Source organism: Pseudomonas sp. NFACC37-1, from assembly GCF_900101575.1.
Classification (GTDB): domain Bacteria; phylum Pseudomonadota; class Gammaproteobacteria; order Pseudomonadales; family Pseudomonadaceae; genus Aquipseudomonas; species Aquipseudomonas fluorescens_AA.
This window is the reverse complement of the sequence record NZ_FMUZ01000033.1, coordinates 24,979-39,362: the sequence shown is the minus strand read 5'-3', so window position 1 is coordinate 39,362 and position 14,384 is coordinate 24,979. Positions and strand designations below refer to the sequence as shown.

Sequence of the window (14,384 nt, the reverse complement as noted above, 5' to 3'; positions counted from 1 at the left end):
GAACCCCCACTACCCATGTGTAAGCCTGCCACTGGGTTTTACGGGGTGGCCGAACTTTCCGTAACTAATGTTTATGTCGGTTTTTAATGCTTGATAATGATTTTTTATGGGTGTGCCGCGTTGATTGAGTTTGTCTGATCGACGATTTGCATGTTTGCAAATTAGAAGATCGGCTCAAGGGTGCGCTTTCGTAGTTTTATTTATAGGTTGGTGATTTGGAGGTGCCAAATTGAATGGCGAAAAATATATTATGTTGCTCTCTTGTCCGAACAAGGCGGGCATTGTTGCTGCTGTTTCTAGCTATTTGTTTGAGCAGCGTTGCAACATTCTTGATGCGCAACAGTTCGATGATATCGACACCAATCGTTTTTTTATGCGAGTGGTTTTCGACGCCCTGGACCCTCAGGTTGTCCTCTCGCTTTCTGAAATCAAGGAAGGTTTCGCCCCCATTGCTGATCGCAACAACATGGATTGGTCATTGCGTGCTCAGACAGAGCGCAAGCGCGTGATGCTGCTGGTTTCCGGTTTTGACCATTGTTTACGAGACCTACTTTATCGGAGCCGGATTGGCGAGTTGCCAATGGAGATCTCCGCAGTAGTGGCGAATCACCCTCAGGAGCGGTATCGCGGAGTAGATTTGCAGGGCATCACATTTTATTACCTGCCTGTCACACCGGAGACAAAGGTCGACCAAGAGACAAAGCTCTGGGAACTCGTTCAATCGACCAAAACTGATCTCGTTGTACTGGCTCGTTACATGCAAATTCTCTCCGACGACCTATCGAGAAAGCTTGAAGGGCGTTGTATCAACATTCATCACAGCTTCCTCCCCGGCTTCAAAGGCGCCAGGCCATATCACCAGGCTCATGAACGGGGCGTGAAACTCATTGGTGCAACGTCCCACTTCGTCACTGCGGACCTTGATGAGGGGCCGATCATTGAGCAAGACGTAGAGCGTATTTCTCATCGCGACTCTGCAGATGATTTGGTGCGTAAGGGCAGAGATATTGAGCGCCGTGTATTGGCTCGTGCTGTCCGCGCATATCTTGAAGATCGCGTAATCCCTAATGGGCGTAAAACGATCATTTTTGAAGGTTAAATCCTTAAGAAAAATCGTAGTACAAGGAGAAGCAACGTGCTGCCGAAGAATTTCAGAAAAACCCCAGAAGGTTACTTTACTTCTCGATGGGGAATGCCGGAGTACACCGACTGGCTGGATGAAAGTATGTCTTGGAAAAACAATTGCTATATCGGCGATTGGTCTTTCCTTTGGCAGCGACGTTATCGTGGGCCCGATGTGCTGAGGTTGTTTTCCGATACATCAATTAATAGCTTCGCTAAATTCGACGTCATGCAGTCAAAGCATGTGACCCATTGCAATCAAGACGGTAAGGTAATCCACGAAGGTATTTTAAGTCGTTGGGGGGAAGACGATTATATGCTTTTCGGTCGTGGTGGATTCCTTATGGATTTCCACTTGCGCAAGGGTAATTATCGAGTTACTTCGGAAGTAGTGAACGGCTTCAATTTTCAGATTGCCGGCCCACATGCGGCGGCTGTGATTGCTAGGCTCACAGGCGTCTCTCTGCATGAGATCAAATTCATGCATTCGCAAGTAGTCAATATCGCCGGGCACGACGTGTATGCGTTGCGTCAGGGCATGTCGGGAGAGCCTGGTGTTGAGCTTCAAGGTCCGGCCGAATATGCAGACGAAGTGTATGAGGCCGTTTGGCAGGCAGGCCAAGAGTTCGATATGCGTAAGTTAGGCGGCCGAGCGGCATTCATTAACCATCTGGAAGCGTGTTTTCCAACCATCATCACCGATTATTTGCCAGCCATCTTCAGTGAGGACATGGCTGAGTATCGCGCGGAGTTTGAGGCCAACCTGCCGGCTTTCGCGTCAACCTTTAATGTCGCTGGTAGCTTCGAAGCAGACGATGTGAGTGCTTGGTACCGCAGCCCCGTAGAGCTAGGTTGGGGCCGCAACGTGAAGTTTGACCATGACTTCATTGGCCGCCATGCCTTGGAAGCCGAAGTCGCAAATCCACGCCGTGTAATTCGGACCTTGCTTTGGAATCCGGATGACGTCCTCCAAGTGTTCGCCTCTCTGTTCAAAAAAGGTGACCCCTACGCATTCATGGAGCTGCCACGTGATCAGCGAGGATTCATGTACGCCGATAAGGTTCTGCTTAACGGGCGTGAAGTGGGAGTATCGACTTCGCGGGGTTACAGCTACTTCTTCCGCGAAATGCTTTCTCTTTGTGTCATTGATGTCGCATCAGCAGCCGTTGGAACAGAGGTCATCGTTGTTTGGGGGAACCCAGGCGAGCCGCAGCTTCCGATTCGTGCCACTATCGCACCGGCGCCTTACAAGACCGACAACCGCCGTACTTGAACGGCTCCAGTGACAACGGGTGGAATGACAATATATGTCAGCTCAATTGATTGATGGAAAGGCTGCGGCGTTGCGATTGCGTGAGCAGGTTGCACTCGGGGTACGTGATTTCGCAGATCAATACGGTTACGCACCTGGTTTAGCCGTTGTTCTCGTAGGTGGCGATCCGGCGAGCGAAGTATATGTCCGGAACAAGGTAATCGCGACCGAGGCTGTGGGTATGCACTCTTTCGAATTTCGTTTGCCTGCTGATGTAACAGAAGAGGAGTTGCTGGGTCGTATTGATAATCTCAATGACGACGAGTCTGTGCATGGAATCCTCGTGCAGTTACCTTTGCCTAAAGGGATTGATGTGAATCGAGTAATCGAACGGATCAACCCCAATAAGGACGTTGACGGTTTCACTGTTACCAACACGGGTCGATTGGCTGCTGGCTTGGAGTCGATTGTGCCTTGCACGCCCGCGGGCGTGATGCTGCTTATCAAACATGTTCGGACCGAGCTTGCGGGATTGAATGCTCTGGTTGTAGGAGCCTCCAATATCGTAGGCAAGCCAATGGCTCGGCTCCTATTGAAGGAACGCTGTACGGTGACGATTGCTCACAGCAAGACTATAGATCTACGAGAGCGGTGTCGTGAGGCGGATATCTTGGTTGTGGCAACCGGGGTGCCGCAGATGATCTCAGGCAGTTGGATCAAGTCAGGTGCCACAGTCGTCGATGTCGGGATATCTAGAATCGCTCTCGAGGACGGCCGTACCCGGTTGGTCGGCGACGTAGATTTCGATGGTGCATGTGAACGCGCTGGCGCCATCACTCCTGTGCCAGGTGGGGTTGGGCCTATGACCATCGCTTGTTTGCTTGAGAACACGCTTGTAGCTGCCAAGCGCCAGATCGATTGTAAGAGCTCCATAAACCCCACCTAGTCAAAAGTGGGCGACGCGTTTAGCTGTGGGCTCGAGGCTTGCAGTTCCACGGCCACAGGGCTTCGTAATCTTCGACCGAGGATGCCTGTGGCAGGAGTTCGAGTGCGTGGTGCAGCCACGCATAAGACTCTTGGCCGTTGGCTTTGGCGGTCTCGACCAGGCTGTAGAGGTGAGCACTCGCCATCGCGCCTTTGGGCGTATCGCTGAACAACCAGTTCTTCCTTCCGATGACGAAGGGCCGGATCGTACGCTCGGCGGTGTTATTTGTAGTGGACAACTAATCCCGGACACGACGTTAAGGTTTTTTCTCGTACTGAGCGGGTGCCAGTCCATCATTGAACTGGTGTGGCGGAATCCAGTTGTAACGATGCATCAGATAATGACTGAAATCCCGCTGAGCCTCTTGGGCCGTCATGTAGCCCACGGTCGGTATCCACTCAGTTTTCAAACTGCGGAATACACACTCCATCGGCGAGTTGTCGTAGCAATTACCTCGGCGACTCATGCTCTGGCGTATGCGGTATCACCAAAGCCGCTGGCGAAACTGTCGGCTCCCATATTGGGCGCCCTGATCGAAGTGAAACAGCAGGCCCTGAGGCTTGCCGCGTTGCTCATAAGCGATGTCCAGCGCCTTGATCACCAAGTCCGTATCCGCCTTGTTCGAAAACGCCCAACCCACAATCCGACGCGCATAAAGATCCATAACCACTGCCAGGTAATGCCATTTCCTTGCGCCCAGACGTAGGTGATGTCGCCACACCAGACCTGATTGGGTGCGGGTACATCGAACTCTCGATTCAAAATATTCGGAATATCAGGCCGCGCCCCTGTTGCCTTTTTATAAGCATGCAAGCCCGGTTGCTTGCTGATTAATCCCAGCTCCCGTATCAGGCCACGCACCTTGAACCGACCGATTTGCTCGTCATCCTCCTGCATCATCGACACGATACTGCAGCTGCCGGCTGCGCCTCGACTTTGCCCGAACAGTTCATTGACCCGGCTGCGTAGACGAATCCGCTCAGCGTTTGGGGCTCGGCGTTGCAGGCAATGGTCGTAATAGCACGAGCGAGGTATCTCGAACACTTCGCACAGCAACTCGATCGGCTCATGGGCATTGAGCTGATCAATCAGCGCATGCGCTCGTACTCTTCTGACATCAAGAGCGCGGTAGCCTTTTTTAAAATGGATTTCTCCCGCTCAAGACGGGCGATCCGGGCTTCCAGCCCCTGGATTTTCTGCTGCTCGGGCGTCAGGGCGTTGCTCTGAGGCGTTACGCCATTGCGCTCCTGCTGGAGCTGGCTCACCCAGCGACGCAGCGCAGACTCGACCACCTCAATGGGGGCGGTCCGAAACGCTGGAGTATTTTTTTCCATAGGCGGTTTCGCGTGCCCTGTAAGTCAAATCTTGTAGTGCTCGCCTTGTCTGCCGTTGTCTTTTCGGCGCAGGCTCAATCTGATCGTCAAGTGGTCGAGGACATGGTGACTCGCTCGGCCAATGTCTGCCCCGGCCACAGCACCGAGCGCACCACGCCCACGGTGAAGGCGGTGCCTGTCGGCGCGTTGCGGGTTATGCTTGACCGCGGCCTGGTCATGTGTCCCGACCGGCGCCTCGACGCCAACGCGCCGGCTGTGTTCTACGGCAGAGTTGGCGTATTCGAATGGAACCCCGAAGTGCCTGCCACTTGAGCAGCGCACCGTGCCGGCTTTCGAGCCCAAGCCAGGGGCTGCTGTGCTAACAGGTCGATGCGATCCTCGGCAGGATTGAAATCGAGTATGCGGTCACTGTCACTGTCACTGTCACTGCCGTCAGCGGTGCGAACTCTCTGCCACGCTGGCATAGCGGAATACGTCGTTTCCCGCACCGCCGGAGAGCAAGTCGCTGGCGAGATTACCTTGCAGCACATCTTCACCAGCCAGGCCGCGCAGGATTTCATCGGTACCCAAGCCTTTCAACACCTCGCTGCCGGACGAACCCTTTAAACGGGTGCTGCCGAAAGTGCTGTCCAGTCAGGGTTCCGCCATGCGCGGACACTTGCCTTTCAGAGAATGTTTAACGGGTAGCTGAGTATCAAGCGGTTTTCATCGTAATCACTGGCATTGTAATTTCGCCTAACGCTGGAATTTCGCCAACGAACAGATAAAGACTTGAGAGTTCCGCTTTGAACCACATAGCCGAGCTCGGATTCTCGTACCCACTCTGAACCATCATCGACATTTTTCAGTTCCACGTTGTCACCATGAACGTAACGCGTCATGAAACTCAAACCGGGAACGCCGTAGCCTACGAAATTGAGGTCATAGCGCACTTGCCAGGAACGTTCACGGGGGTTGTCGAACGCATGATTGAAGGTGTTGTTGGCCAGATAGATTCCGCCGGTCCCGCCGATGCGCATCCAACCGGTATCCCCCGAGACATTTTGCAGCCCCAAGCTTATCGCATGCTCAGCGAGGTTGAGGCTCAACAGAGCTGAAGCGGTGCGGTTATCCAATTGACCTGCCTTCGCACTTCCTGAGTCTTTGCCCCAGAAAAAGCCTAGATTGGCGTTAACCGATACCCTTTCAGTCAGTGGCCATTTTTGGTTCAGTCCGAGGTAGTGCTGTTCATAGATGTCTTTCAACTCGCCAGACCAAAGTCTTACGGTGGTATTTTTGGACGTAGAACGGTAGTCGGCACCGAGAAAATCGAAGGCGTCTGATCGAGCCGATCCAAACGAAAGGTCTTCCATGGAAGAGTCGTTGCGCAAGCTGGTTTTGCTCAACTCACCTGCATAAAAAGACCAGTTTTTGATCTCTTGCGAGGCAATCTGGGCACCACGAAATGTCTGTGGCAATGCGCGGAAATCATCCACGGTGACAATGGGGAAATTGGGCATCCATTCGCCGACCTTTAATTCCGTATTCGAGAGCTTCGCTTTAACCGCAACGCCAAGTCTCCCGAAACTTCCCGCAGGATCACCATCAGCATCCTTTGGCAGCAGCAGCGCGCCATACCTTCCTGAGCCGCCATCAAGCTTCACTGCATATTTCCCAAGCACGTCAACCCCAAACCCCATAGTCCCCTGGGTAAAGCCGGATTTGAGGTCGAAGATGAAACCTTGCGTCCACTCACGGGCCTGGCTTTGCGCAACATCTGGTGCAGTGAAGTTTCGCTCGAAAAAGAAGTTCCTGAAGTTCAGAGTGGCGGTGGTGTCATCCACCAAACCCTGAGCCAATGCATTGAAAGGTAAAACTAGCGCTGGAATGAAAAGCACACGAGTTGCGCGATTAGTGTGAATGTTCAAGACCTGTCCCCTGTTGTTTTTATTGAAGGGCAATGTCGGGCTGTCATCACGAGTCGAGCGGGCGAAATGCCGCTGTCCCGGGAAAACGGATCGTCGAGCGTAGGTGGAGAAATATCCGAATCGAGTGTTGCCAAGGGCCTGATGAACAAACCCTTGGTATGTACTTCACCTGAAAGCCGGCGCCTTCAAAGCACGGCGCCGGCTTGGCTCAGGATCAGATCAGGCCAGCGCTGCGCAGCGCGTCAGCGATTTCCTTATCGGCACCCTCGGCCAGCGGCAGCAGCGGGGAGCGGACGGTGGCATGATCCAGGATGCCACGGGCAACCAGGCCATGCTTCAGGGCCACGGTGCCCTCCATGTGGGAACCACGGTGGTAGACATTACGAGTGACCGGCAGCAGTTTGTCGTGAATGGCACGAGCAGCCGGGTAGTCGCGACGCTTGCCGGCGGCGATCAGTTCGATCAGCGGCTCTGGAGTCAGGCTGCCGTAGCCGACCAGTGCGCCGTCCACGTCAAACATGGTGTGCAGCAAGTATTCGTCATGGCAGGTCAGGATTTGCAGATCGGGAACCTCACGACGGATGACCGGGATTTCGGTGTCCCAACGACGCATGTTGCGAACACCGTTCTTCATGGCAAACACGCCAGGCTGCTGGGCAATTTCCAGTTGAGTTTCCAGGTCGTAGGTCGCCTTGGTCACGTCTGGGTACTGGAACAGGATCAATGGCATACCGCTTTCTTCATAGATCGCTTTATAGCGGTCCTGAGCCGCGCCTTTCTGATAACCGAAACGCAGCCAGCCGTGGGAGGGATAAACCAGGCCGGCAGCAGCACCGTTGGCGACGGCGCGCTTAGCCTCTTCAGCGGCAACATGAGTACCTTCGCCCGTGATGCCGGCGATGATTGGCAGCCGACCGCCTACCGACTCCTTGAAAGCCTGGATGACGCGCCCTTGTTCTGCCTGGGTCAGGAAGGTGCCTTCACCTGCGTGGCCCAGAACAACCAACCCTTTTACACCTTCAAAGCTGCCAAGCCAGGCACCCAGTTTCTGAATAGCTGCGTAATCAACCTCGCCATCACGAGTGAACGGCGTGACAGGAGCAGGAACGAGGCCTTTAAGGTCGATAGTGTTTTTAGTGCTCATTTCATTACCTCTGGTTTAGTTAAGTTTCGCAACTAACGCATGCGCGGGCGCAAAACACACTCTGATGTGTTCTGGGTTTACTACTGAGTCAGGTACCGTCGATTGAACTATTTAGCGTGGAAGATTATGGCGAAAGGTCCTCCAGAATTCGGCCTTTGGTTTCAATGGCGAAAGAAGCAGTGATCACTGCTGTCATCAATAAGACGATCGCAAAGATGCCGAACACATATTGAACACCCAAGCCAGAAACGGTGTAGCCTACAATGATCGGTCCCAGTGCTGAACCCAATCTTAGCCAAGCACTGCCTACACCCGTACCTAAGGCTCTTAGACGAGTAGGATAAAGTTCTGCCGAATAAAGGTAGAGTGAGAACGTCACTGTCTGGACAAATGCATATCCCAGTCCTGCCAGCACCAATATCTTGATCGGCGCAGTTGCACCTGTCGTTGCCAATATTGCCAGCGGTATGGCTGCGAGGAACAAGGCGCCCATATACCAGCGACGTCGGCCCACTTTATCAATCAGCAACGCACATATCACGGCGGCAACAACACCTGCGGCTGAGGTCATGAAGCCATAGGCCAGGCTGGTTTCGAGTGGCAGATGAAAATGTTGACGATAGAGCGTCGGCAACCAGGTAATAAGTCCGTTAGCGACCATATAGGAGCCAAACCACATTGCCCAAATAACGAGTGAGCGCTTGAAATAGATGCCTTTGAAAAGCTCTCTCCAGCCGCCTTTGTTATTTATCCCATGCATTTGCGGGACTTCGACTGCAGGTTGCAGCGTCTTGCCGGCTTTAACAGCGCTGTGTTCGAGGCGAGTGACAATCCGGTCAGCCTCGTCCAGACGACCCTTGGACGCCAGCCAGCGCGGCGATTCAAACAGGAAGAAGCGAAGCGGGATCAACAGTATCGCAGGGACCAAGCCTACCGCGAACATCGCTTTCCAGCCGTACATCGGTACGAGGAAGTAGCCGATAATCCCGGCCCCTACCAGTCCCAGCAGAAACATGACTTCATATAAAAGAAAGAATCGCCCTCGTTTCTTAGATCCGATCAGCTCATTGATATATGCGCTTGCCACCGGTACTTCACCTCCCGTACCGATGCCCTGTATGAACCTGAAAGCGATCATCATCGCGGCGCTGGACGCAAACAGGCAGGCCACGTCCATCGAAACAAACAGCAAAATGGTGAATGTCAGGACCTTCATGCGTCCGATTCTTTCGGCCAGCCATCCAAAGATCAAAGCACCGAACAGCTGTCCCAAATAACCGGCAGAAAGGATCATGCCGATCTGCGTGCCGCTAAGACTCCACTCCTTGGCCAGAACCGGCATCGCGTAGGCGATGGCAATGACTGTGTAACCATCAAAAAATGTTGCGGCGCCAATAATATTCCTGGCCCAAAACACTTGCCTGGTAATGGGAAGCCGTTCTAGGCGAGCACTAATATTCGCTTGGCTATTTATCTTCTCTGGCGAGGGCTCAGTTTCAACTTTCTGCATCAACATGGCTCTTCCTTTTATTATTGTTTGCGTTATTCGGGGCGAACGAAGCTCGCAGTGAGGAACACAGTGCAATGGCGTAGCCGTTTGAGCTGGTCAGCGCCAGCCCAATGTTTATTACTAGATCATCAGTTTTTCGGAAACGCCCACTTGATAGACGAAACCACGCCGGCAGTGGAAATGGCCGGAAAGTTGTTTAAATGATGAATTGAAAGGGTGACTCAAGGGGGGCGTTAAAAGCTCCCAGTGCACAATATCGGCATGATCGAAGTAACGCGCTTCATCAAGGGAGGCCGCGTTGTTGAATTGAGCGCAAATGAGAGTGAGCCGAGGATACGAACCTATCGCAACGGGCGCCCCCCATGAGCGGATCACAGAGAGACCGGCTTCAACACGAGTGCCTTGATCATGGAATCTGGCACCGGCGGAGCGGGCATATTGCTGAGCAGTGGCTTTCATTTCTATTCGCACCTTTTTATTTTTCGGATTGCGAAAATTTTTTCTTCTTTTCAAATACAGTACCACCACTGTTCTTCAGAGCCCAACCTTTTTTTGGGCTCCGTTCGTCATTATTTTTTTCATGCCTTCCTCAGGCAGCCTGAATCCGAGGTGGGACAAACCTTCTTCGAGTGCTATCCTCCTTTGATATTTTTTTCGCATTCCGAAAAACAAAATCACATCAGGTAGAAATCGAGCATGGCTCCACGCACCCCGGTAAAAAACCAAACCTCGAACGCCGCTGACGAAGATAAAAATCAACGCAGCACTGTTCAGTCACTGGCCAAGGGATTCCGCGTTCTGGAAGCCTTCACTGCGGAAAGCGATGAGCTCACGTTGAGCCAGATCGCTGAAAAAGCCGATCTCGATCCAGGTACCACCTACCGCATGCTGAATACGCTGGTAGATCTCGGGTACGTCTCACGAATACCCGAAAGCAAGCGATTTTCCTTAACACTCAAGATCCTCAATTTGGGCTTTCATGCAATTGCCCATACAGACCTGCGCAGTCTGGTCCGTCCTGTGTTGAGGGGGCTCGTCAGCGAAACCAGTGAGGCGGCCAGTTTCGCCGTTCTGCAGGGCGCAGACGTGCTGTATCTGGAACGTGTGAGGGCCGGCATTACGCGGCTTGGGGTGGATATTCGTATCGGGACGACCGTCCCGGCTTGTCAGACAGCGATTGGTCAATCGATCCTGGCATTTCTGTCCGAGCAAGAAGTGGCGCGTATCGAGGCGCGTTCTTCAGCCACGCCCTTCATCAGCAAGACGCTCGCTAAGCCGCTTTCCGAGGTATTGGAGCAAATTCGAAAGGACGGGTACTTGATTACTGATTCGCTGTTCGCCGAAGGCCTTCGAATCCTGGCCGTTCCGGTGCTGGATATCGACGGCTATCCTGTTGGGGCAATCAGTATCGCAGCGCCAGCAGTGCGATGCTCCATTGAAGAACTCGAACGCCGAGCGCTGTCATTGACGATGGCAGCAGCGAAGAATATCGGTCGAGCGCTCCAGGCCAGCGGAAGTGTGAACTCCAGCCTTTGATCACGGCCAACGAGAAAACTTCCCGCCAGAGCCCTCTCGGCTTGAAAAAGCCAAGCGCGAAAAAAAGGGCCCACTCGCGTTTGATCTGACCTAATGAATCTGGACAAGCTCACTCCCACAGGGAATGAGGTTGGTCACAATCCTTCAAGCAAGTCACAAGTTGCCAACCGCCGTTGTTCAAAGGTCGCGCGACCGACGTTGGCTTCACGCTCCTATCTTTGACCTGACCGATCAGGCGGAAGCACAACTTCACGTCGACAACTTCCACGTTGGAACGCCCGATGCACGCGCGCATCCGAGGCTGGGTGTCCGTCATCCGTGAGTCTGGTGTCCAGATAAAAACTATTTCCATCACGGACAACGGCTGATGGACCTGAGGGCGCAGACTGAGTCCAGTCACCATTGTTTCGAGACACTTGATGTTCGGTGAGCATGCCTGGACATGACACCTACGGTCGCTGCTCTTTTCCGCCTACCGGAAATGCCATCAGCGAACCCGCACAAGCATCAGGAGGAAGGGGCAAGGCTTACAAGGTGTTTGACGCTCAATTTCGAAGAGGTATTCCATGTCCGAGTCCCAGGCCGCTGTAAGAGAAATTTGCGATGCCATTATCAAGCGGGTAGACCGCGCCTATGTGGCGGAATGTGGGAGAAAGAACGAGTTTCCGCAAAAGCTCTGGGATATTTGGGTGGATACAGGCTTGCTGTCGATGGGGTTGCCTGAAGAGTTCGGTGGGGCGGGTGGTTCCTTGAAGGACATCGTCCTGGCTCTCGACCTGCTGCATCGGGAAGCGTTGCTACTGCCGATTGCGGTGACGAACTTCATGTCTGAATGCCAGGATCCGGCGGTAGTCAGCGCTAGGGTTATCAATCAGCAAGTGGAACAAACTAATGTCTTGGTAGTCTTGAAGAGTGCCCCTTGGCAACGGACGGTTCTTACATGGGGGGCGGTCCGAAACGTTGGAGTATTTTTTCCATAGGAGGTTTAGCGTGCTCTGGAAGTCAAATCTTGTAGTGCTCGCCTTGTCTGCCGTTGTCTTTTCGGCGCAGGCTCAATCTGATCGTCAAGTGGTCGAGGACATGGTGACTCGCTCGGCCAATGTCTGCCCCGGCCACAGCACCGAGCGCACCACGCCCACGGTGAAGGCGGTGCCTGTCGGCGCGTTGCGGGTTATGCTTGACCGCGGCCTGGTCATGTGTCCCGACCGGCGCCTCGACGCCAACGCGCCGGCTGTGTTCTACGGCAGAGTTGGCGTATTCGAATGGAACCCCGAAGTGCCTGCAAGTTCGGAGGTGATCGTCAAGCAGATCGACGCCATGACCCGCAAGGACGAGTATCCATCGGACACCTTGGTTTGGGACGCCAAGGGTATGCCACTTGAGCAGCGCACCGTGCCGGCTTTCGAGGCCAAGCCAGGGGCTGCTGTGCTGTACCAGGTACGGTAAGCACACAGCGCCGGGCAACAGATCAGACCACGTTATAAGTATGGGGATCTACGGTACCTATTAGCGTCAGCTCCACAGGTTCAGGCGCGGAAAGATCCCCGGGGAGCGCAGCACTATCGACGCTGGAGCGGGCGACGCTCGCTGTGCTGAGCGTCAGGTTGCTGTCGTCGAGTTGTCCGGCAAAGTTTCCATCGAGCACCAGCTCGAAGCGTTGGCCATCGGCATTGGCCTCGAAGCTTTTCAGATAGGTGCGGCTATCGTCTGCGTTATTTCCAATCAACAAGGTGCCGTCGTATCCGTTCCCGATCCCGGTGAACCCCAGGGCACTGAGGTCAATGCGATCCTCGGCGGGATTGAAATCGAGTATGCGGTCACTGTCACTGCTGTCAGCGGTGCGAAAGCTGTCTGTCACGCTGGCATAGCGGAAGACGTCGTGTCCTGCACCCCCGGAGAGCAAGTCGCGGCCGAGATTGCCTTGCAGCACATCGTCACCTGCCAGGCCACGCAGGATTTCATCGCTACCCAGGCCTTCCAACACATCGCTGCCGGACGAACCCACCAAACGCGTGCTGCCGTCCGTGCTGCCGAAAGTGCTGTCCAGACTGCCATCGGCGTTTAGCCGAACCGCGGCAAAATCACTGCCGCCATTGGCGAAAGCGCTTCCTCCGAGCAGAATCTTGCCGTCGTCCTGCACCGCTATTGCGTTGCCTGCGGCATAATCGCCAGGCAGATTAATGCTGACCGAACCTTGGTTGCCGAAACTGACGTCGGGGCTGCCATCGGCGTTGAAACGCAGCACGGTGAAGTCATCGAAAGAGGTCGTGTTGGATAGCAGTATTTTTCCATCGTCTTGTACCGCCACACCGCCGCCGTAGCTGCCAACATTATTGATCTCCATGATGCCATTGACGCCAAAGTGGGTGTCCAGTTCTCCAGCAGCCGTGTATTTGAGCAAGCTGTTATGAAAGTTCGGCGCACCTTGGACGAGTATGCCGCCATCCGCCAGGGAGGTGAGGCCTAGCACGAATTGAAGCGTTCCAGGGGCCTGCAATGTCAGGACTCCGTTTGTGCCGAAGGAGAGGTCTTGTGTGCCGTCGGCATGCAGCTGCGTCACTCTCAGCGTGCTGCCCTCGACGGCCCCCACCAGCACGCTGCCGTCAGAGTTGACTTCCACTATCGGTGCGTGGCCGAAGCCGCTGGACAGGCTGGCCTGGGCATTGGCGTTGAACACGGCATCGGCTTTACCGTCCGGGCCCCAACGCTGGACGATGGGGGTGTTATCGTGCCCTTCGTGGGCCGCCACCACCGCCCCGTCAGTCTGGACGCGAAGGCTATAGTCCTTTTCGATGGGGATTTGCTTATGAATCACCAGCCGCCCAGCATTGCCGTAGGTCGAATCCACACTGCCATCGGTGTTGAGATGGGCCAAGGAAAAGTCTTTGCCGTAGTCAAGGTCGAGCGCGTGGTAGGAGAGACCGGCGACCAATACTGAGCCGTCGGGCTGTATGACCATGTCGTAGGCGTTATCGGCGTATCCATTGATATCGACGATCATGATCCCAGGGGCGCTGTAGCTAGTGGCCATTGCTCCATCCTCTAAAAATATCCAGAAGCGTAGACTCTAGCCTAGGACCATTAGTTCGCCAGGCCCAATCCCGATCCCCTGCCATGAGACTGCTGATTGTCATGTCACGGCAGCACACTTTTTTGAGGACGATTTTGGAGTCGTCCTTCAGGAACAATGTCGAGCCATCGGGACTCTTGCGCGTAGCCTGTCCGACAGCTCTCGCACACCCGTTTGTGCTGCCGCATGTGCCGGCCTTTTTGGAGCGCTACCCTCAATTGAACCTGGATCTCCAACTCAACGATCGATACGTAGACCTGATCAATGAAGGCACCGAACTCGCCATGCGCATAGGACATCTGGAGGACAGCACCTTGCGCGCCCGGCGTCTTGGTTGGCTGGACCGGGTCTTCGTCGCCAGCAAGGACTACTTGGCTAAACGCGGAGTTCCGCAGACCCCGGATGATCTACGCGACCACGATTGCATCATCTACACCTTACTGTCGTCCGGGGGCGACCTGGCGATTCCGGGAGCACCCCTTTGCCGACGCTATAAGACAAGGCGACAAACGTGACCCCTGACG

At 54.3% G+C, this 14,384-nt stretch carries 14 protein-coding genes and 2 pseudogenes; 8 read left to right on the top strand and 8 right to left on the bottom strand.

Features of this window, described 5'->3' with window-relative positions; genetic code table 11:
• The first annotated feature begins 229 nt into the window (after positions 1–229).
• Genes purU through folD form a run of 3 tightly spaced genes read left to right on the top strand, consistent with a single transcriptional unit; the run spans position 230 to position 3,320 of the window.
• On the top strand, positions 230–1,099 hold the full coding sequence (purU, locus tag BLP82_RS24665) for a formyltetrahydrofolate deformylase (RefSeq protein ID WP_256574263.1): 870 nt from the start codon (positions 230–232) through the stop codon (positions 1,097–1,099).
• A 36-nt stretch (positions 1,100–1,135) separates the two neighbouring features.
• Complete coding sequence (locus tag BLP82_RS24660; RefSeq protein WP_256574264.1) at positions 1,136–2,395, top strand: aminomethyl transferase family protein; 1,260 nt, start codon at positions 1,136–1,138, stop codon at positions 2,393–2,395.
• A 34-nt stretch (positions 2,396–2,429) separates the two neighbouring features.
• Positions 2,430–3,320, top strand: coding sequence for a bifunctional methylenetetrahydrofolate dehydrogenase/methenyltetrahydrofolate cyclohydrolase FolD (gene folD, locus BLP82_RS24655; RefSeq protein WP_092174224.1), 891 nt, complete (start codon positions 2,430–2,432; stop codon positions 3,318–3,320).
• Positions 3,321–3,339: 19 nt separating this feature from the next.
• On the opposite strand, the pseudogene BLP82_RS24650 reads toward folD, so the two are convergent.
• Together BLP82_RS24650 and BLP82_RS24645 are read right to left on the bottom strand one after the other, a co-directional pair.
• A pseudogene (locus BLP82_RS24650) lies at positions 3,340–3,597 on the bottom strand (transposase domain-containing protein); the annotation flags it as partial.
• A pseudogene (locus tag BLP82_RS24645) lies at positions 3,597–4,651 on the bottom strand (IS3 family transposase); the annotation flags it as partial. The pseudogenes BLP82_RS24650 and BLP82_RS24645, both read right to left, overlap by 1 nt.
• A 144-nt stretch (positions 4,652–4,795) precedes the next feature.
• Between BLP82_RS24645 and BLP82_RS31745 the strand changes: the two are divergent.
• Positions 4,796–5,005, top strand: coding sequence for a hypothetical protein (locus tag BLP82_RS31745; protein ID WP_256576671.1), 210 nt, complete (start codon positions 4,796–4,798; stop codon positions 5,003–5,005).
• A gap of 120 nt (positions 5,006–5,125) precedes the next feature.
• Here the strand turns inward: BLP82_RS31745 and BLP82_RS31250 are convergent, their stop codons facing one another.
• From BLP82_RS31250 to BLP82_RS30875, 5 genes are all read right to left on the bottom strand, one after another.
• Entirely contained in the window at positions 5,126–5,263 is a 138-nt protein-coding gene (locus tag BLP82_RS31250; protein ID WP_170842374.1) for a hypothetical protein, read from the bottom strand.
• A gap of 95 nt (positions 5,264–5,358) precedes the next feature.
• Entirely contained in the window at positions 5,359–6,600 is a 1,242-nt protein-coding gene (locus tag BLP82_RS24635) for an OprD family porin (protein WP_092174327.1), read from the bottom strand.
• Between the two features lie 214 nt (positions 6,601–6,814).
• Positions 6,815–7,744, bottom strand: a complete 930-nt coding sequence (locus BLP82_RS24630) for a dihydrodipicolinate synthase family protein (RefSeq protein ID WP_092174221.1) — start codon at positions 7,742–7,744, stop codon at positions 6,815–6,817.
• 124 nt (positions 7,745–7,868) lie between these two features.
• Positions 7,869–9,260 carry an MFS transporter gene (locus BLP82_RS24625; RefSeq protein ID WP_092174218.1) on the bottom strand — a complete coding sequence of 464 codons (1,392 nt, stop codon included), beginning with the start codon at positions 9,258–9,260 and terminating at the stop codon, positions 7,869–7,871.
• Positions 9,261–9,374: 114 nt separating this feature from the next.
• Positions 9,375–9,713, bottom strand: a complete 339-nt coding sequence (locus BLP82_RS30875; RefSeq protein WP_139197931.1) for a hypothetical protein — start codon at positions 9,711–9,713, stop codon at positions 9,375–9,377.
• Positions 9,714–9,950: 237 nt separating this feature from the next.
• Here BLP82_RS30875 and BLP82_RS24620 point away from each other — a divergent pair, with 237 nt between their 5' ends.
• The 3 genes from BLP82_RS24620 (at position 9,951) to BLP82_RS24605 (ending at position 12,236) form a co-directional block, all read left to right on the top strand.
• The gene (locus BLP82_RS24620; RefSeq protein WP_092174215.1) at positions 9,951–10,790 is read left to right on the top strand and encodes an IclR family transcriptional regulator; all 840 of its coding nucleotides are present in this window, start codon (positions 9,951–9,953) and stop codon (positions 10,788–10,790) included.
• Positions 10,791–11,356: 566 nt separating this feature from the next.
• A complete protein-coding gene (locus BLP82_RS24610) occupies positions 11,357–11,770 on the top strand; it encodes an acyl-CoA dehydrogenase family protein (protein ID WP_092174209.1) in 414 nt (137 codons plus the stop codon).
• 100 nt (positions 11,771–11,870) lie between these two features.
• Positions 11,871–12,236, top strand: coding sequence for a hypothetical protein (locus tag BLP82_RS24605; protein WP_256576669.1), 366 nt, complete (start codon positions 11,871–11,873; stop codon positions 12,234–12,236).
• Between the two features lie 22 nt (positions 12,237–12,258).
• On the opposite strand, the gene BLP82_RS24600 is transcribed toward BLP82_RS24605, so the two are convergent.
• A complete protein-coding gene (locus BLP82_RS24600; RefSeq protein WP_092174204.1) occupies positions 12,259–13,821 on the bottom strand; it encodes a M10 family metallopeptidase C-terminal domain-containing protein in 1,563 nt (520 codons plus the stop codon).
• Positions 13,822–13,904: 83 nt separating this feature from the next.
• On the opposite strand from BLP82_RS24600, the gene BLP82_RS24595 reads away from it, so the two are divergent.
• Positions 13,905–14,375: a substrate binding domain-containing protein gene (locus BLP82_RS24595; RefSeq protein WP_218189438.1), complete on the top strand. Its 471-nt coding sequence runs from the start codon at positions 13,905–13,907 to the stop codon at positions 14,373–14,375.
• Positions 14,376–14,384: the final 9 nt, after the last annotated feature.